Source organism: Asanoa sp. NPDC049475, assembly GCF_040676915.1.
Taxonomy (GTDB): domain Bacteria; phylum Actinomycetota; class Actinomycetes; order Mycobacteriales; family Micromonosporaceae; genus Asanoa.
In genome coordinates, this window is the sequence record NZ_JBFAPY010000001.1 from 43,165 (window position 1) to 60,632 (window position 17,468).

The following is a 17,468-nucleotide window of genomic DNA, read 5'->3' on the forward strand; positions in this document are numbered from 1 at the left end:
TCGGCTCAGCCGTCCGGATCGTTGTCGGCGAGGATGCGGGTCAGCGCGTCGAGGCTCTTGCGGGTGCCGACCGCGACCACCACGTCGCCGCTCTCGAACCGGAAGTCCGGGCCGGGCGACGGGATGACCTGGGCGGCGCGCAGGGTCGCGACGATCGAGGCGCTGGTGCGGGTGCGCGCGCGGGTGTCGCCCAGCGGCCGGCCGACGAACGGCGAGCTCGCGGGCAGGGCGATCTGCTCGGTGAGCAGCCCGGCGGCCTGGTCGCGCAGGCCGGCCAGCTGGCCGAGCATGAGCGACGCGCCGAGCAGGTCGGCGAGCGCCTCGGCCTCGTCGTCGGTGAGCGGGATCGCGGCCAGCCGCGCGTCGGGATCGTCTCGGTCGTAGACGATGAGAGCTCGGCGTCCGTCGCGATGCGACACGACGCCAAGTCGCCGGCCCGCCTCGGTGACGAAGTCGTGCCGCACGCCGATCCCGGGTAACGACGTCTGTTCCACCCGTACTCGCACGATGGCAACCTATCCAAAGATCGGGAACCATGCCCGTCCCACGGGACTCGTATCCGCACGGGGAGGTGTCATGCGCGGACGGATCATGACGGCGGCGGCGACCGTACTCGTGCTGCTCGCGGGGTGTTCGATCGGTGATATCCGGCGCAAGCCGCCACCGCCCCCGACCGCGGCGCCCCCACCGGCGACGGAAGCGGCTTTCGAGACGCGGCGTGGGTCTATTCCGGTGCCCCCGGGCTACCGGCTACGCAGCGTCGAGTTCGTCGACCAGGCACTGGGCTATGCGTTGTTCGCCCGGTGCGGCTCGACGACCAACCCGCCCGGCCCGGAGGACAACTGCTCCGCGGCCCTGGTGCGCACCGAGGACGGCGGCCGGACCTGGCACCAGGTCTACCTTCCGCGTCCGGAGGGCCGGGACCATCAGTTGTACGCGGACCGTGCGCGGCTGGTGCTCTACGTGGAGCCGGACGGCTACTACGTCTCGTTCGACCGCGGCGCGACCTACGAGTACGCGGCCGGCGACGACGACGTCGTCCGCCCGATCTTCGGTGAGTACCAGGCCTGCTGCGACTCCGATGCGAAGCAACTCGTCGTGTGGTTCGGCGCCGATGGGAAGCCTTCTCCGACCAAGGCGCAGCCGAAGTTGCCCAACGTCCGTGCCGTCGCGTCCGCCGTGCACGCTCTGTTCGCGGTCGGGATCGACGACAACGGCCGGCCGATCTCGGCGGTGTCCAACGACCAGGGCGCGACCTGGCGCCAGGTGCCGGTCGCGGGCGCCAGCGAGCGCCTCGTCTCGGCCCGGATCGCGGTCGACCGGAGCGGCACGTACGCCTGGTTGATCGGGCAGACCGATCTGGTCTCGTGGCCGTCGCTCTGGTACTTCGACGACACCGGCTGGCGTCCGATGGGCGCGACCGGGCACCCGGATGACTTCACCTCGGGTGTCGTCCTCGAAGACGCAAGTCTCGCCGTCACCGCCGGGGGCCGCGTCGGCCTGGTGTCAGGCGGCGCCTTCCAGCATGTGGACTGGCCGATCGGCAGCTGTTATCTGCGCATGCTGCCGGAGGGCACGCTGTTCTGCGCGCGGGACGCGGTCAACTGGCTCGGCGTCGACGACCACGGCGAACGGAAGTGGATCAGGGTGCTCGTGGGCAACGAGTGACACAGATCACAGCACTGGAGTTGAGCGGAATAGACTCAACTCTGGTTGTGTCGTGTCTAGTGGACACCAGCTACCAGGGGAGCCCATGAACAGCGAACGTCTGACGACCAAGAGTCGTGAGGTCATCACCAGCGCGGCCGCCAGCGCGGCCCAGCGCGGCAACGCCACCGTCGAGCCGTGGCACCTCCTGCTCAGCCTGCTCGACACCGGCGGCTCGACCGCCGGCGGCCTGCTGCGCGCGGTCGGCGCCAACGCCGCCGACATCCGTCGCGCCGCCGCCCGCGCCATCGAGAGCCTGCCCACCGCGCAGGGCCCGAGCGTCGCCGAGCCCAGCCTGTCCCGCGAGTTCGTCAATGCCATCGGCGCGGCCGAGCAGATCGCCCGCCCGCTCGGCGACGAGTTCGTTTCCACCGAGCACCTGCTCGCCGGCCTCGCCCGGGTCGGCGGTGCCGTCGCCGACACGCTCAAGGCGCAGGGCGCGACCGAGGCCAACCTGGTCGCCGCCTTCCCGGCCATCCGCGGCGGCGACCGGCGCGTCACCAACGCCGACCCCGAGCAGACCTACCAGGCGCTGGAGAAGTACGGCGTCGACCTCACCGCGCGCGCCAAGGACGGCAAGACCGACCCGGTGATCGGCCGCGACTCCGAGATCCGCCGGGTCATGCAGGTGCTGTCCCGCAAGACCAAGAACAACCCGGTGCTGATCGGCGAGCCCGGCGTCGGCAAGACCGCGATCGTCGAGGGCCTGGCCCAGCGGATCGTCGCCGGCGACGTGCCCGAGTCGCTCCGCGACAAGAAGCTGGTCTCGCTCGACCTCGCCGCGATGGTCGCCGGCGCGTCCTACCGGGGCCAGTTCGAGGAGCGGCTCAAGTCCGTACTCGAAGAGATCAAGAACTCCGACGGCCAGGTCATCACGTTCCTCGACGAGCTGCACACCGTCGTCGGTGCCGGCAAGGGCGAGGGCTCGATGGACGCCGGCAACATGCTCAAGCCGATGCTCGCCCGCGGTGAGCTGCGGATGGTCGGTGCCACGACGCTCGACGAATACCGCCAGCACATCGAGAAGGACCCCGCGCTCGAGCGGCGGTTCCAGCCCGTGGTGGTCGGCGAGCCGTCGGTCGAGGACACCATCGGCATCCTGCGTGGGCTCAAGGAGCGCTACGAGGTGCACCATGGCGTGCGGATCACCGACGCCGCCCTGGTCAGCGCCGCCGCCCTGGCCGACCGCTACATCACCGACAGGTTCCTGCCCGACAAGGCGATCGACCTGGTCGACGAGGCCGGCTCGCGGCTGCGCATGGAGATCGACTCGCGGCCGGTCGAGGTCGACGAGGTCGAGCGGGCCGTGCGCCGGCTCGAGATCGAGGAGATGGCCCTGGCGAAGGAGTCCGACGTGGCCTCCGCCGAGCGGCTCGCGCGGCTGCGTAAGGAACTGGCCGACAAGCGCGAGCAGCTGACCGCCCTCTCCGACCGGTGGCGCCTGGAGAAGGAGCACATCACCAAGATCTCCACCACCAAGGAGGAGCTGGAGCGGCTGCGCGGCGACGAGAGCCACGCCGAGCGCGACGGCGACTTCGCCCGTGCCTCCGAGCTGCGCTACGGCCGGATCCCCGCGCTGGAGGCGGAGCTCGCCGCCGCCGAGGCCGAGCTGGTGTCGTTGCAGACCAGCGGCGCGATGCTCAAGGAAGAGGTCGGTGCCGACGACATCGCCACCGTCGTGGCGTCATGGACGGGCATCCCCGCAGGCCGGCTGCTGGAGGGCGAGACCCTCAAGCTGCTCCGGATGGAGGAGTCGCTCTCGTCCCGGGTGGTCGGCCAGCCCGAGGCGGTCGCCGCGGTCGCCGACGCGGTCCGCCGTGCCCGGGCCGGCATCGCCGATCCTGACCGGCCGACCGGCAGCTTCCTGTTCCTCGGCCCGACCGGTGTAGGCAAGACCGAGCTGGCCAAGGCGCTCGCCGGATTCCTGTTCGACGACGAGCGCGCGATGGTACGCATCGACATGAGCGAGTACGGCGAGAAGCACAGCGTCGCCCGGCTCGTCGGTGCGCCGCCCGGCTACGTCGGCTACGAGGAGGGCGGGCAGCTGACCGAGGCGGTGCGCCGGCGGCCGTACTCGGTGATCCTGCTCGACGAGGTCGAGAAGGCCCACCCGGACGTCTTCGACGTGCTGCTCCAGGTGCTGGACGACGGCCGGCTGACCGACGGCCAGGGCCGCACCGTCGACTTCCGCAACGCGATCCTGATCCTCACGTCCAACCTGGGCTCGACGCTGATCGCCGACCCGACCCTGGGTGAGGAGCAGCGCCGCGAGGCCGTGCTCGCGGTGGTCCGCGCGCACTTCAAGCCGGAGTTCCTCAACCGGCTCGACGACATCGTGGTGTTCTCCGCGCTGTCCGGGCCGCAGTTGCGGGCGATCGTCGACATCCAGCTCGAGTTCCTACAGCGGCGGCTGGCCGACCGGCGGCTCACGCTCGACGTCACCGAGGCGGGCCGCGCCTGGCTGGCCGAGCACGGCTACGACCCGATCTACGGCGCCCGCCCGTTGCGCCGGCTGGTGCAGTCGGCCATCGGCGACAGCCTGGCCAAGGCGCTGCTGGCCGGCGAGATCCGCGACGGTGACACCGTCTCGGTCGATCTCGCCGACAGCAAGGACGGGCTGACGGTGATGGCTCTGGTCAACTGATCGATGGATGTCTCGGGGCGACAGACTGGCGCGCTACTAGTACCTTGATCTTCACTCATTGTGATGTATCGAGGAAGGAGTGCCGTGTCGGAGCTCGCCCCCGGTCCGGACCGTGCCCGGCCGCCGGGCACTGTCCGGATTTCCAGCTATCTGCTTTACGCCGTCGCCGCCATCGAGGTCGTCAGCCTCCTGGTGACCCTCGCGACGCTCAGCAGCCTGCGCCAGGCGCTGACCGACGCGTACGCGGGCACGGAGCTCGCCGAGTCCGGTGACACCGTCGCCCTCGTCGTGGCCGTCGGCGGCTCCATCGTGGCCCTGCTCGTCGCGATCGGCCTGGTCGTCCTCGGCTTCCTCAACATGCGAGGCAAGAACGCGGCCAGGATCGTCACCTGGGTCGTCGGTGGCCTGTTCCTGCTCTGCTGCGGCGCCGGCCAGGCGCTCAACGCCGCGGGCAGCTCGATGGGTGCGGACACCAGCGGCGCCAACGTGCCCGACCAGGCGGACGTGCAGGCGAAGATCGACGCTGCCATGCCCGGCTGGTACAACCCGGTCAACACCGTGCTCGCCATCGTTCCGATCCTGTTGGTGCTGGTCGCGCTGATCCTGCTGGCGCTGCCCGCCTCGAACCAGTGGTTCAAGCCGCGCGCCGCGGCGTGGGAGCCGCCGACACCTGGATATCCGGTGATGCCGGGCTCGAGCTACCCGACCCCGCAGTTCCCGCAGCAGGCCGGCGAGCCTCCGCTGCCGCCCGCGCCGCCGGTGCAGGGTGGCGAGCCGCCGGAGACGCCGGCACCGCCGCGCTGACGCCACAGCCAGCACACTCGGGGCCTTCCGAGTAGGTTCGTCTACAACGGATCTACCGGAGGGCCCCGTGTCGTACCCAGCGCAAGTGCTCCCGCAGCAGCCCGTCACCGATCCCCGTCGGCCGCCGGGCACCGTGCGCGCCGCGTCCGGCGTCCTGGTGGCGATGGCCGTCGGCGGCCTGGTCTACGGCGGCATCGGCCTCGTGCTGATGCCCGGCATCGTCGAGCGGTTCCAGGACAACGCGTCCGGCGTCGGACTTTCGTCCGACGACGTCGACGGCGGCACGGCACTGCTGCGCGGTGTGCCGATCGCGGCGGCCTTCGTCGGCGTCGTCTCGGCGGTGGTGCTGGCCGGGCTCGTGGTCGGCCTGCTACGCGGCGTCCGCGGGGTCCGGGTCGCGACCCTCGTGGTGTGTGGCCTCGGCCTGCTCGGCGGCATCCTCGGGGCCGTGTTCGGCTTCCTGCAGCGGATGGACTCGTTCGCCGACGACGCGGTGCTGTGGGCCATCAACGACGCCCACCCGAGTTGGTGGCCGTGGACCAGCGCGGTCCTTTCGCTCGTTCAGGTGTTGGGCTACTTTGTGGTCACGTTGCTGCTGATCTCCCCACCGGCCAACGAGTACTTCCGGCGCGCGTCGTCGCTACCCCCGAGCCCCACCGGCGTGCCGCCGATCTCACCCCCGCCCCCGGTCAACCCGACGGACTGGCAACGCCCGGATCCGCCGGCGACCACCCCCGCCGCCATGTGAAGGACCCCCAGTGCCGACCGCACTCGTCACCGGCGCCACCGCGGGCATCGGTGCCGCGTTCGCCCGCCGCCTCGCCGCCGACGGCTACGACCTGGTGCTCGTCGCCCGCGATGCCGACCGGCTCGCCACCATCGCCGCGGAGACGGGCGGCACGGCCGAGGTGTTGCCGGCCGACCTGTCCACCGAGGCCGGTGTGACCGCGGTCGCGGAGCGGTTGGCGGGCCACGTCGACCTGCTGGTCAACAACGCCGGCTCGACCCTCAACCGGTCGTTCCTGAAGTCGACGGCCGCCGACGAGACGGCGTTGCTCCGCCTCAACATCGACGCCGTCATGCGGCTCACCCACGCGGCTCTGCCGCCGATGACGAGCCGCGGCAACGGGTCTGTGATCAACGTCTCGTCGGCCTCGTCGTTCGCGCCCGTGATGCCGGGCTCGACCTATCCGGCGAGCAAGGCCTGGGTCACCCATTTCAGTGAGTCGATCGGCCATGCGGTGGCCGGGCTCGGGGTCCGCGTGATGGCGTTGTGCCCCGGATACACGCGCACCGAGTTCCACGATCGCGCGGGCATCGACATGTCGAAAACCCCCTCCTGGTTGTGGTTGAAAGCTGACGATGTGGTCGCCGACGCGCTTCGCGACCTCGAGCGCGGGCGGCTGGTCAGCGTGCCCGACTGGAAGTACAAAGTGGCCGTGTTCGGCATGCGGCACGCGCCGCGCCGTGTCTTCGCCCGAGTGGCTCGGGACACCCGTGGCCGCATCGGCCGCGACAACCTGTGACGGTCGACTCGGTCGGGTAGCCGCCTGCAACCGTTCGCTATCGGGCGAAATTTCCCGATCACTGGTGGGGCGCCCAGCAGGTTCACAGAATCGACCAGTACGCTTCTCCCCCATGGGGGACCACGACGACCTGCGTAAATTCATCACTGAGCTAGCTGTGGTGCACGGCAAGGTGGTGCTTTCCTCGGGACGCGAAGCCGACTGGTATGTCGACCTTCGTCGCGTGGCCCTTCACTATGCGTCCGCACCGTTGGTCGGACGTGTGATGCTCGACCTGACTTCCGACTGGGACTTCGACGCGGTGGGTGGACTCACCCTCGGCGCCGACCCGGTGGCGACCGCCATGCTCCACGCGGCGGCGTCGACCGGGCGACCGCTCGACGCGTTCGTGGTCCGCAAGACGGCCAAGGCGCACGGTCTCCAGCGCCGGATCGAGGGTCCTGATGTTGCCGGACGACGGGTGCTGGTCGTGGAAGACGCCTCCACGACCGGGGGAAGCCCGTTGACCGCCGTCGAGGCGCTCCGGGAAGCCGGGGCTGAGGTGGTAGGCGTAGCGGTTATCGTCGATCGGGGAGCCAGCGACGCCATTCGGGCGGCGGGACTCCCTTACAAGGCGGCCTACTCGATGGCTGACCTCGGCCTAGTGGCGTAAAAGTTTGCCGATTCGGACCTGCTCATATGCAGGCGGGTCGATGCTGTAAGTGGAAGGATGGAATACGTGGGAACTGCGTTGGCTGAAATGACCATGCCTCAGATCTCGCCGCTTGCCGGCGAGCCGATCGAACGTGCGGATGCCGAGCGCCTCGCTGGGGTGCTCAAGGCTCTTGCCGACCCGGCCCGACTGCGGCTGCTTAGCCTCATCCAGTCGGCACCGGAAGGCGAGGCCTGCGTCTGCGACCTGACCGCACCTCTCGGGCTTTCGCAGCCGACCGTGAGCCACCACCTGCGGATCCTGACCGAGGCTGGCCTGCTCGAGCGGGAGAAGCGCGGCGTGTGGGCCTACTACCGGCTCGTGCCGTCGGCTATCGCGACGATCGCCGATCTGCTCACCCCGCCCCGCAAGCGGGCCACCAAGAAGGCCGCGCGCTGAAGCGGTGACATCAACTGGCCCGGCGTCGCCTCCCAGACTCGACGCCGGGTCCGACGATGAGCGTGACCTCCGCGACGAGCTCGCTGAGGTAGGCGCCGCGGTGGTTCGTGCCGGCCTGGTGGTCGGCTCTGGTGGCAACCTGTCAGCCCGTCGCCCGGGCGCCGACACCTGCTGGGTGACCGGCGCCGGCACCTGGCTGGACCGGTTGTCCCGCCCGTCGTTCGCCCGCGTGCGGATCAGCGACGGCGTAACCCTGCGCTCCGGCGGCGCTGAGCCGTCCGGCGTCACCGGATCCTCCGGCTCCGGTGACGCCGGGTCCACTGGCGCGCGCGGAGTCTTCGATGACCCGCGGGCCGCCGGCAGTAGTTCGGTGCCCGCGATGCGCCACTCGGCTGACGTAGCGCCGAGCTCCGAGGTCGCGCTGCACCTCGCCACCTATCGCGAGCGTCCTGACGTGACCGCGATCATTCATCTGCATCCGCAGACGGCCCTGCTGCTCGACGCCCTGGGCGAACGCATCCGGCTGCTGACCACCGACCACGCCTTCTACGTGCGTCGGGTCGGCACCGTGCCGTTCCATCCGCCCGGCACCACCGCGCTGGCCGAGGCCGCCGCTCGCGCGGCGAGTGACGGCACCAACTGCTTCGTGTTGAGCCGCCACGGCTGCTCGGTCCTGGCCGACAGCATCGAGCTCGCGCTCAAGCGCGCCTACAACCTCGAGGAAGCGGCGCAGCTCACCTACCGCGCCCTGGCCCTGGGCCGCCTCGCCGACCTGACCGACCAGCCGCCGCCGGCGGGCGCCTGACCGCCGCCGGCGGGCGCCTGAGCCTCAGTTGGCCCGGTGCGAGCCGCGGTGTGAGCGGTGGTCGCCGTCGTCCGTCACGGAGTCGGCGATGCCGGCGATCGGCGAGACGCCGATGACCGCCATCTCCTTGGCCCGCTTGGCGGCGCGCCGGTCGCGGATGACTTCGATGATGATCGGAAGCACCGAGATGAGCACGATCAGCGCGACGAACGGCAGGATGTAGCGGTCGATGTGGGTGCCGATGGCGTCGTAGATCTTGCCCGCCAGCAGGTAGCCGACCAGGATGATGCCGTCGGTCCAGAGGACCGCGCCGACCACGTTCCACACGAAGAACTGCCGGGCGGGCATGCCGAGCACGCCGGCCACGGGGTTCAGGAACGTGCGGACGATCGGGATGAAGCGGGCCAGCACGACCGCCTTGGCCGGGCCGAACTTCTGGAAGTAGTGCTCGGCCTTCTCGACGTACTCGCGCTTGAACAGCTTCGAGTCGGGCTTCTCGAACATCCGCGTGCCGTAGCGGGCGCCGAGGTAGTGGCCCAGTTGAGCACCGATGATCGCGCACAGCGGCGCCCCGATGAGCAGGCCTGCCAGGGAGAGCTTCGTGCCGTCGCCGAAGATCGCGTCGGCCACCGGGGTGGCTGCCACACCGGCGAGGAACAGCAGCGAGTCACCCGGGAAGAAGAAGCCGACCAGCAGGCCCGTCTCGGCGAACAGGATCGCCCAGACCCCGTACAGGCCGAAGGTGTGCACCAGGTCCTTCGGGTCCAACGGGTTGAAGGCGAGGTTGTCGGCTAGGGCGCGGGTCGTCTCCACGGGCACAAAGGCTACCGGGCTGCGCAAGCCCTGGTGGGTAGGGCAGCAGAACCGGCCCGGTTCAGGCGGCCCGTGCCCGGGCCAGGAAGACCGTGATCACGCCCACGACGACCAGCGACACGCCGAGCGCCGCGAGCGCGCCGGCCGGTGCGCCCGTGATGGGCAACGAGCCGTCGGCGGGGGGAGCGGTCGTGCGATTGACCGTGATCGCGGCCCGGTCGTTGGTCGCGTCCGGGTCGTCGACGTCGACGAGCCGAACCGAGCCGTCGGCCGGCTCGGCCCGGTCGAAGCGCAGCTCGAAGCCGAACTCGACGCTGCTGTCGGGCCGGAGGAGCGAGCCCGGGTGACAGCGGTACACGGCGGCACCGGGCAGTCCGGGAACGTCCGGATCGGCCAGCGGGGCGCACTCGGGCGACACCGCGAGCGCGGTCGTGCCCGGCGGGATCGTCACCTCGACCACGGCGACGTCGCCGCCGGGGCGCTCGGCCGCGGCCGGCCCGTCGTCGCGCACGCCGACCGTGACCGACCGCTGCTCACCGGCCGCGCCGCGCACCGCCGCGCCGATCGCGGCCAGGTCGGCGTCGTTGCGGCCGGTCACCGTGACCGAGAGGGTGCTGCGGTTGTTGCTGGGCTCAGTGTCGGCCTGGTCCGCCGGCCGCAGCCCGAGCTCGCCGGTCAGAACCAGCTCCCCGTCGGTGCCCGGCTCCCCGCCGGAGTAGCCGTGCCCGGCCAGGAACGACTCGTAGTCGGCCGCCTCGGCCGCGGTGAGCCAGGTCGCCTCCGTGCGCTTCGTGCCGGGGGCGGCCGTGTCGGCTCCGAGCACGAACGGCCAGACCGCGCTGTAGCTGGCCCCCGGCGTGAACGTGCCTTCGAACCAGCAGTTGCGGAGCCGGTCCTCGACGTAGAGGCAGTTGTTGAACTTGCGGGCGGCGCGGATGGCGTACGTCTCGGTGAAGTAGACGCTGGGTCGCTCGACCGCGGTCGTGCCGGCCACGTCGACCGTCAGCGGCAGCGTGAACGACTGGCCCGGCGAGCGGGTCAGCTCGGTCGACGGGCCGGCCACGAGGTCGACGCCGGTGCCGACCCGCACCCACGAGGAGCTGGACACGAGCGGCAGCCCGGCTGCCTGCACCCCGAGCTGGAGCGGCCCGTCGCCGACACCTGCATCGTCGACGGCGCGGACCACCACGTCGAACTGGCCCGTGAGCGGCGCGCTGCCCAGTCGGATCTGGTCGCGGGTGCAGGCCAGGATCGTCGGGTCGGTGAGCGAGCAGGACGCGCCGGCCGGCGCGACCACCTCGACCAGGCCGGCCAGCGCGCTGAAGTCGTAGGTGACCACCACGTCGTCGAGCACCGCCGGCTCGGACGAGATCAGGGTGGCGCTGGCGAGGACTCCCGGATGTCCTTCGGCGACGGTCACGTCGCGCATGCTGATCGCGAGGGCCTCGGGTGCCGCGAACGCGGGTGGCGGCGCGGTCAGGAGGGCGGCACAGACGGCGCCGCCGACGGCGGCAAGCTGGCGCATGCGCATCCGGCATCCTCCCCAGGGATCGACGCGGACTCTAGTCATCGGAGATCACGATCGCGAGAGGACTGTCGGTAGTCTGGCCGAACGGCTGAATATCGGTGATCTTCGCAGCGCTTTCGGTGTCCGCGCGCGTCGTCCTGGCAGAGCCACCCCGGAGGTACCAGTGACGCCGCAGACGTACGAGGAGTTCGCCGACGCCAAACTCGGCGCCATGCTCCGGTACGCCGTCATGCTCTGCGGCGATCCGCACCTCGCCCAGGACCTGGTGCAGGAGACGATGGTGCGGGTCCAGCTCAACTGGAAGAAGGTGGTGCGGGCGGACGTGCCCGACCGCTACGTCCGTCGCATGATCACCAACCAGTACCTCGACTGGCGGCGCGGCTCCTGGCTGCGCCGAGTGCTGCTGCGGGCCGAACCCGACGAGGCGGCGAAGGTCGTACCGGACGACCATGCTCAGCTCAGCGCGGACCGCGACCAGGTCTGGTCCTGGCTCGCCCGCTTGCCGAAGGCGCAACGCGCGGCCCTGGTGCTGCGTTACTACGAAGACCTGCCCGACGCCGAGATCGCCGAGGTGCTCGGCTGCGCCGTCGGCACGGTGCGATCGTCGATATCGCGGGCACTCGCGACGCTGAGGGCCGAAATGGTGGAGACCTGTCCATGATCGAAGAGCAACTGCGCGATTCGTTCGAGCGGCACGAGAGGCTCGCACCGCCGTCGGCTCCGCTGCGCGAGGCCATCGATCGTGCCGTGGTGCACCGCCGGCGGCGCCGGTTCGGCCGGCGGCTCGCCGGTGCCGCGCTGGCGGTCACCACCGCCCTGGCGGCGCCGTTCGTGCTGCGGGACACCGCCGAAACCCCGAACTTCGGTGAGCCGTTCCTGCCCGGCAGCGTGGCCGCGGTGGACCGGCCGCTCACGGTGGCGGTGCTCGGCGTCGACGACGACGGTGGCCGCAGCTACCGCGCCGACACCGTGCTGCTGGTGCACGTGCCGGCCGGTGGCCACACCGCCTACCTGGTCTCGCTGCCGCGCGACCTGCTGGTCGAGATTCCGGACAAGGGCCGCGCGCGGCTCGGCGAGACCTTCTACTTCGGCAGCCAACGGCGCGGCCAGGAACCGGACCTCGCGGCGGGGGCGGCGCTGACCGCCCGCACGATCACGTCGACCACGGGCCTGTCCGTCGACGCGACGGTGACCGTGCGCTATTCAGGGCTGCGGGCGGTGACCGACGCCCTGGGTGGCGTCGAGATCTGCATCGAACGGCAGGTGACCTCCTGGCACAGCGACCGGGTCTACCCGGCCGGCTGCCAACGGCTCGACGGTCGCGACATGCTCGACCTACTCCGCCAACGTAGGTTGCCGCACGGCGTCTACGACCGCGACGCCAACGGCCGGGCGTTCGTGCGCGGGCTGATCGGCAGCGAGGTGCGCGACCCGGTGCAGCTGGCGCGGGTGGTGCACGCGGCGGCGGATGGCATCGCGGTGGCCGGCGTGGGCATCACCACACCGCAGTTGCTGCGGGTCGCCACGGGCATCGACACGGTGAGCTCGATCGACATCGGCTCGAAGTTCCGGAACGTCACGATCGACCGCGTCGAGTACGAGCGGCTCGACCCCGACCTCAGCACGCCGGTGTTCGAGGCGATCAAGCAGAACCGGCTGACCGGCTGGGTCCAGGCGAACCCGCAGGTGGTGCGCTAGCGGCGATAGTCGTCGTCGGTGCCGACCACCTGGGCCTGCTCGACGGCGTCGGCCTCGGGGACCTCGGGCCCGGTGCGGACCCGGTCGTCGCGCGGGTCGTCGGGCCGCGCCGGGGTCGCCTGCTCCCTGGCGTCCGCTTCGGGTGCCTCCGGGTCGCGCTCGTCGATCGGATTGGTTTCCTGGGTCATCGGCGCCGCCCCCTTCCCCCTCACCGTACGCCAGGCTTGTGGATCACGGCGGCAGTCGTACCGCCTGACCTGCCTGTCAGGGCTTTCTGCTGTTGCGGGATAATCCCAATGGAGGACAGCGCGGTCCGGCATCCGTGACCGGATTAGACAAGGAGCGGCAGACATGCCCATCGCTTCGCCCGAGGTGTACGCCGAAATGCTCGATCGCGCCAAGGCTGGCGCGTTCGCCTACCCCGCCATCAACGTGACCTCGTCGCAGTCGCTCAACGCGGCCCTGCGCGGGTTCGCCGAGGCGGAGAGCGACGGCATCATCCAGGTCTCGACGGGTGGTGCCGAATACCTCTCCGGTCCGACCGTCAAGAACATGGTGACCGGCGCGGTCGCGCTCGCCACCTACGCACACGAGGTCGCCAAGAACTACCCGGTGAACATCGCGCTGCACACCGACCACTGCCCCAAGGACAAGCTCGACAAGTACGTGCGTCCGCTGCTGGCCATCTCCAAGGAGCGGGTCGGCCGGGGCGAGGCCCCGCTGTTCCAGTCGCACATGTGGGACGGCTCCGCGGTGCCGCTCGACGAGAACCTCGACATCGCCGCCGAGCTCCTGGCGGAGGCGGCAGCCGCGCACGTGGTCCTGGAGATCGAGGTGGGCGTCGTCGGCGGTGAGGAAGACGGCGTCGAGAACGCGATCAACCACAAGCTCTACACCACCGTCGAAGACGGTCTGGCCATGGTCGACAAGCTCGGCCTCGGCGAGAAGGGCCGCTACATGGCGGCGCTGACCTTCGGCAACGTGCACGGCGTCTACAAGCCGGGCAACGTCAAGCTCCGCCCGGAGATCCTCAAGGAGATCCAGGACGCGGTCGGCGCCCGCACCGGCAAGGAAAAGCCGCTCTCGCTGGTCTTCCACGGTGGTTCCGGCTCGCTGCTCTCCGAGATCCGCGAGGCGCTCGACTACGGCGTCGTCAAGATGAACATCGACACCGACACGCAGTACGCGTTCACGCGCCCGGTCGTCGAGCACATGTTCAAGAACTACGACGGCGTGCTCAAGATCGACGGCGAGGTCGGCAACAAGAAGCAGTACGACCCGCGCGCCTGGGGCAAGTCGGCCGAGCAGGGCATGGCCGAGCGCGTCTCGCAGGCGTGCGAGGACCTCCGCTCGACCGGCACGACCCTCTCGAAGTAACTCTTCGCGAAGCCCGGTCCCTCGTTGGGGGCCGGGCTCCGCTTTGCGGTCTGGTGCCCGATTTCTGTACTATCGACCGATGTCTGTGGCATTGGCCATCGAGGGGTACGCGCCGCAGTGGCACCACACGGCCCGCACCCTCGCCGCCGTCCACCGGGCGCGGTTCACCAGGCTGATCGGCCGTCCCCTGGTCGGCGCCTGGGTGATGTGGGACAGCGACCGGCAGTCCCGCTTCGCCGAGGGCCCGGTGATCCTGGGGTTCGGCGACACCAACGTCGAGATCACCCACCGCAAGTTCGACGAGTGCGGCATCACCTGGGACCAGGTCGACATGTCGGCGCCGCTGGACTGGCCGGGCCTGACCCTCGATTGGCGCGCCGCCGCCCACCCCGCGCTGGCCGCCGTGACCGGACGGCTGCTGCGCGAGGTCAACGTGATCGAACGGATCCTGCCGTCGCAGTGGCGTCCCCGGCTCCTCGACGCCATCGAGCTCCGCTTCGAGGGTGCCCGGCTGGCCGTCTACAACGCGATGGACGAGAACGGCCTGTCGAGCCGTCCCGAGGTCACGTGGCCGATCGGGTTCTGGCGCCGGGTGCCCATCGCGTGACCGTTAGAGTTCCCGCGTGACCATCGCCTCCCTGCTCAGCAGTGACGACCTCGCCCAGATCGCCGAAGACGCCACGGACCGCGGTGAGCCGGCTGCCGGCGCCGCCGAGTTGGTGGCCGTCGTCGACGAGGGTCGGCTGGCCGACCCGACGGACGTCACGATCGCCCTCGGCATGGCGTCGGACCTCCTGTTCGAGGCCGAGGACATCGCCGGCAGCCTCGTGCTCATCGAGCGGGCGATCGCGGCGCACGACGAGCCGAGCCCGTCCCTCGACTTCGCGCATCTGTTCCGGGCCCAGCTGCTGTTCCTGCTCGAGCGCCCGGAGGAGGCGATGGCCGAGCTGACACCCCTGCGGCCGCTGTTGACGGAGGACCCCGACGCGGCCACGGCGTTCACCGAAGCGCTGCTGGCCGGCGATCGGGCCGAGACGGCGCACGAATGGCTGACCTCCGCCGTGCACGAGGCGCGCGCGAACCTGCCGCGGGAAGAGCCCCTCGACGAGGCCGGTGAGCTGGCGACCCAGATCGTCCACCACCTGGTCACCGAGCGGCACAACGTGCGGCACGAGTTGGACCTGCCCCATGACGAGCTGGACGAGATGGCCGAGGAACTGGCGGAGGCGGAGGAGGAAGAGCAGCGAGCCCAACTCGTCGCCGCGCTGAGCGGGCCGGTCCTCTTCTTCCCGGGCGCCGAGTTCGCCCGGTTGGTGGAGCGGCTTCCCGAGGTGGCTCGCAGCTGCGGGCCGACCTGGGACGACCATCGCGCCGACCTCGAACGGATCTTCGTCTTCTGCGCGGAGTCCGGGGTGGCAGGCGAGACACGGCTCGTGCGCGGCACCGCGGACGAGCTCGCGCAGTGGCTGGAGAACCGCGACGGTGAGGCCCTCGAGGACGAGGTCTTCGACGAGTACGCCGAGCAGATCGACGAGCCCGGCCGGGTCGTACCGTGGCCGCCGGCCCGCAACGACGCCTGCTGGTGCGGCTCGGGGGCCAAGTACAAGAAGTGCTGCCTGCCCCGCTCGCGCCAGGACTAGCTCTCCGTCAGGACCCGGACCGCTTCGCGTACGTCGTCGGTGACATGGATGGTCGTGGAGAGGTCGCCGAAGCGGGACAGCGCCATCAGCGGGCGCAGCAACGACTCGATCGGCAGCGTCTTCGTCCAGTATTCCGTGTCGAGGAAGACGTACGCCCCGCTCGCCCCGTCGGTGCCGTAGAAGGTCTTGGTCGCGGCCTGGAAGACCTCCTGCACGGTGCCGGCGCGGCCCGGTGCGAACACGATGCCGCCCCGGGCCAGGCGCAGGATCATGTCCTCGCGGATCGCGTTCGAGAAGTACTTCGCGATCCGGCCGGCGAACAGGTTGGCCGGCTCGTGCCCGTACAGCCAGGTGGGAATGGCCAGGCCGCCCTGCCGGGGCCAGTCGTCGCCGGCGGGCGCGAACCGCTCGCGGACCTTCAGCGCCACCGCGGTGAACGGCTCGTGGTCGAGGAAGTCGGGCGCGGCCGCCAGCTCGTCGATCGCGCTGGTCAGGTCGTCGGCCGGGCGGGTCGACAGGTAGGAGCCGAGGTTCGCGGCCTCCATCACGCCCGGACCGCCGCCGGTCACGATCAGCTGGCCGGCCCGGGTGAGCTCCCAACCGAGGGTGGCGGCGAGCCGGTACGCGGCCGAGCCGCGCGGCACCGCGTGGCCACCCATCACGCCGACCACCGTGTCGGCACCGTGCTCGGCGATCCAGGTGCGGGTCACGTCGGCCAGGCCGTTGTCGATCGCGTGGTCGTGCAGCCGCTGCGCGAGTGCCTCGCGGACCTCCGGCGTGGCGCCGCCGGCCGCGCGGAAGTGCTCGTAGACCACCGTGTCGTACATGCCGGCGAAGCCGCCGTTGTCGAATCCGGCCGACAGGTCGGCGGGGGTGTAGAGCCGCGCCGGTTGGCTCGGGTAGGGCAGCTTCGGGAAGCCGGGTATCACGTGCGCGCCGCGCAGCACCAGCGCCGCCTCGACCTCCGGCGCCTCGAACCGGCAACCGACGAACAGCGCGTCGGTCAGGTCGACCTCGGCGAGCTCCGGGACCGGGTCGACGTCGAGGCGCAGGCCCTGGACCGTCAGGCCGGCAAGGCTGCCCCGGCGGAGGTGATGGTCGAGCTCGGATCGCGACTCGATCTCGTCAGGCGTCGAGTCGGGCAGGGCGACGATGTCGGAGGGCGGTGGAGTCGGCACGCACCACAACGTACGCGAGAGCCCGGCACCGCCGGGCTCTCGCACCGGGATCCTGGGGAGGCTCCGGACTTCTATTTGTAGTCCTGACCGCGGGTGCACAGCTTCAGCCGCACGCGTGACGAAAGCCTCAGCCGTTCAGCCACCGGCGCCCCTGCGTCGCACGGTTGAATGTGCTGATGCAGAACCTGATGCCCGAGCCGCCGGCGACCCGGATCCCGGTCGACGAGGCGGCGGCCGCCGCCCTGGAAGCGGCCGCGAAGGACGGCAGCGACGCCGCCTACGAGCAGGCCGCTGCCGCACACCCGACCTCGAGTGCGGCCTGGGCGGAGCTGGCCCAGCGGGCACTCGACGAGGGCCACGCGGTCACCGCGTACGCCTACGCCCGCACCGGCTACCACCGGGGCCTCGACGCACTGCGCCGCAACGGCTGGAAGGGCCACGGCCCGGTGCCGTGGTCGCACGAGGGCAACCGCGGGTTCCTGCACAGCCTCTATGTGCTCTCCCGTGCCGCTGACGTGATCGGCGAGGCCGACGAGGCCGCGCGGTGCGCGCAGTTCGTCCGCGACTGCGACCCCGCCGCGGCCGACGCCCTCAGCGGCTGACGCCCTTCGGCTCGGCGGCTGACGCCCTTCGGCTCGGCGGCTGACGCCCTTCGGCT

The 17,468-nt window shown here is 70.9% G+C and carries 19 protein-coding genes; 14 read left to right on the forward strand and 5 right to left on the reverse strand.

The genetic code is table 11. The features are described 5' to 3' along the window. Positions 1–5: 5 nt before the first annotated feature. The gene (locus tag AB0J88_RS00215; protein WP_089254761.1) at positions 6–506 is read right to left on the reverse strand and encodes a cation:proton antiporter regulatory subunit; all 501 of its coding nucleotides are present in this window, start codon (positions 504–506) and stop codon (positions 6–8) included. 70 nt (positions 507–576) lie between these two features. Between AB0J88_RS00215 and AB0J88_RS00220 the strand changes: the two genes are divergently transcribed. The 8 genes from AB0J88_RS00220 to AB0J88_RS00255 all read left to right on the forward strand — a co-directional run bounded on the left by AB0J88_RS00220 (position 577) and on the right by AB0J88_RS00255 (position 8,576). Continuing rightward, complete coding sequence (locus AB0J88_RS00220; protein ID WP_364354046.1) at positions 577–1,668, forward strand: hypothetical protein; 1,092 nt, start codon at positions 577–579, stop codon at positions 1,666–1,668. Between the two features lie 85 nt (positions 1,669–1,753). After that, positions 1,754–4,351 carry an ATP-dependent chaperone ClpB gene (gene clpB / locus AB0J88_RS00225; protein ID WP_364354049.1) on the forward strand — a complete coding sequence of 866 codons (2,598 nt, stop codon included), beginning with the start codon at positions 1,754–1,756 and terminating at the stop codon, positions 4,349–4,351. An 84-nt stretch (positions 4,352–4,435) separates the two neighbouring features. Beyond that, complete coding sequence (locus AB0J88_RS00230) at positions 4,436–5,155, forward strand: hypothetical protein (protein WP_364354052.1); 720 nt, start codon at positions 4,436–4,438, stop codon at positions 5,153–5,155. An 85-nt stretch (positions 5,156–5,240) separates the two neighbouring features. Beyond that, a complete protein-coding gene (locus tag AB0J88_RS00235) occupies positions 5,241–5,903 on the forward strand; it encodes a hypothetical protein (protein ID WP_364354055.1) in 663 nt (220 codons plus the stop codon). A 10-nt stretch (positions 5,904–5,913) separates the two neighbouring features. After that, on the forward strand, positions 5,914–6,681 hold the full coding sequence (locus AB0J88_RS00240) for an SDR family oxidoreductase (RefSeq protein WP_364354058.1): 768 nt from the start codon (positions 5,914–5,916) through the stop codon (positions 6,679–6,681). A 112-nt stretch (positions 6,682–6,793) separates the two neighbouring features. Then, on the forward strand, positions 6,794–7,333 hold the full coding sequence (pyrE, locus tag AB0J88_RS00245; protein ID WP_364354061.1) for an orotate phosphoribosyltransferase: 540 nt from the start codon (positions 6,794–6,796) through the stop codon (positions 7,331–7,333). 57 nt (positions 7,334–7,390) lie between these two features. Continuing rightward, positions 7,391–7,771 carry a metalloregulator ArsR/SmtB family transcription factor gene (locus AB0J88_RS00250; RefSeq protein ID WP_089254755.1) on the forward strand — a complete coding sequence of 127 codons (381 nt, stop codon included), beginning with the start codon at positions 7,391–7,393 and terminating at the stop codon, positions 7,769–7,771. Between the two features lie 4 nt (positions 7,772–7,775). Continuing rightward, a complete protein-coding gene (locus AB0J88_RS00255; protein WP_364354064.1) occupies positions 7,776–8,576 on the forward strand; it encodes a class II aldolase/adducin family protein in 801 nt (266 codons plus the stop codon). A gap of 24 nt (positions 8,577–8,600) precedes the next feature. Here AB0J88_RS00255 and AB0J88_RS00260 read toward each other — a convergent pair whose 3' ends face one another. Together AB0J88_RS00260 and AB0J88_RS00265 are read right to left on the reverse strand one after the other, a co-directional pair. Then, positions 8,601–9,389, reverse strand: a complete 789-nt coding sequence (locus AB0J88_RS00260; RefSeq protein WP_364354067.1) for a VTT domain-containing protein — start codon at positions 9,387–9,389, stop codon at positions 8,601–8,603. A gap of 61 nt (positions 9,390–9,450) precedes the next feature. After that, positions 9,451–10,920, reverse strand: a complete 1,470-nt coding sequence (locus tag AB0J88_RS00265) for a hypothetical protein (protein WP_364354070.1) — start codon at positions 10,918–10,920, stop codon at positions 9,451–9,453. A 160-nt stretch (positions 10,921–11,080) separates the two neighbouring features. On the opposite strand from AB0J88_RS00265, the gene AB0J88_RS00270 reads away from it, so the two are divergent. Together AB0J88_RS00270 and AB0J88_RS00275 are read left to right on the forward strand one after the other, a co-directional pair. Then, a complete protein-coding gene (locus tag AB0J88_RS00270; protein ID WP_364354073.1) occupies positions 11,081–11,578 on the forward strand; it encodes a SigE family RNA polymerase sigma factor in 498 nt (165 codons plus the stop codon). Continuing rightward, positions 11,575–12,615, forward strand: coding sequence for an LCP family protein (locus tag AB0J88_RS00275; protein ID WP_364354076.1), 1,041 nt, complete (start codon positions 11,575–11,577; stop codon positions 12,613–12,615). The genes AB0J88_RS00270 and AB0J88_RS00275 overlap by 4 nt, the downstream gene beginning before the upstream one ends. Here AB0J88_RS00275 and AB0J88_RS00280 read toward each other — a convergent pair. Further along, complete coding sequence (locus AB0J88_RS00280; RefSeq protein WP_364354079.1) at positions 12,612–12,803, reverse strand: hypothetical protein; 192 nt, start codon at positions 12,801–12,803, stop codon at positions 12,612–12,614. The genes AB0J88_RS00275 and AB0J88_RS00280 overlap by 4 nt on opposite strands. Positions 12,804–12,966: 163 nt before the next feature. On the opposite strand from AB0J88_RS00280, the gene fbaA reads away from it, so the two are divergent. The 3 genes from fbaA (at position 12,967) to AB0J88_RS00295 (ending at position 15,632) form a co-directional block, all read left to right on the forward strand. Further along, complete coding sequence (gene fbaA, locus AB0J88_RS00285) at positions 12,967–13,992, forward strand: class II fructose-bisphosphate aldolase (protein ID WP_364354082.1); 1,026 nt, start codon at positions 12,967–12,969, stop codon at positions 13,990–13,992. Positions 13,993–14,071: 79 nt separating this feature from the next. Beyond that, a complete protein-coding gene (locus tag AB0J88_RS00290; protein ID WP_364354085.1) occupies positions 14,072–14,599 on the forward strand; it encodes a hypothetical protein in 528 nt (175 codons plus the stop codon). 16 nt (positions 14,600–14,615) lie between these two features. After that, the gene (locus AB0J88_RS00295; RefSeq protein ID WP_364354088.1) at positions 14,616–15,632 is read left to right on the forward strand and encodes an SEC-C domain-containing protein; all 1,017 of its coding nucleotides are present in this window, start codon (positions 14,616–14,618) and stop codon (positions 15,630–15,632) included. Here AB0J88_RS00295 and AB0J88_RS00300 read toward each other — a convergent pair. Next, complete coding sequence (locus AB0J88_RS00300; RefSeq protein ID WP_364354091.1) at positions 15,629–16,810, reverse strand: hypothetical protein; 1,182 nt, start codon at positions 16,808–16,810, stop codon at positions 15,629–15,631. The genes AB0J88_RS00295 and AB0J88_RS00300 overlap by 4 nt on opposite strands. Before the next feature lie 176 nt (positions 16,811–16,986). Here AB0J88_RS00300 and AB0J88_RS00305 point away from each other — a divergent pair, with 176 nt between their 5' ends. Further along, positions 16,987–17,412, forward strand: coding sequence for a DUF3151 domain-containing protein (locus AB0J88_RS00305; RefSeq protein WP_364354094.1), 426 nt, complete (start codon positions 16,987–16,989; stop codon positions 17,410–17,412). Positions 17,413–17,468 lie beyond the last annotated feature (56 nt).